This window comes from Pseudomonas sp. HY7a-MNA-CIBAN-0227 (assembly GCF_040310325.1).
Classification (GTDB): Bacteria; Pseudomonadota; Gammaproteobacteria; order Pseudomonadales; family Pseudomonadaceae; genus Aquipseudomonas.
Genome location: NZ_JBEOPT010000250.1, coordinates 1 through 255 on the forward strand (window position 1 = coordinate 1; position 255 = coordinate 255).

1 pseudogene is annotated in these 255 nt (G+C 64.7%); it reads left to right on the forward strand.

Annotation, left to right across the window (positions count from 1 at the left end):
• Positions 1-255: pseudogene (locus AAEZ06_RS27795) on the forward strand (dihydropyrimidinase); the annotation flags it as partial.

Sequence of the window (255 nt, forward strand, 5' to 3'; positions counted from 1 at the left end):
GCCTACAAGAACGCGATCATGGCGGCCGACGACACCTTGGTTGCCAGTTTCGAACGCTGCCTGGAACTCGGCGCGGTGCCCACCGTGCATGCTGAAAATGGCGAGCTGGTGTATCACCTGCAACGCAAGTTGATGGCCCAGGGCATAACCGGGCCGGAAGCCCATCCGCTGTCGCGCCCCTCCCAAGTGGAAGGCGAAGCGGCCAGCCGCGCCATCCGGATTGCCGAGACCATCGGCACGCCGCTGTACCTGGTG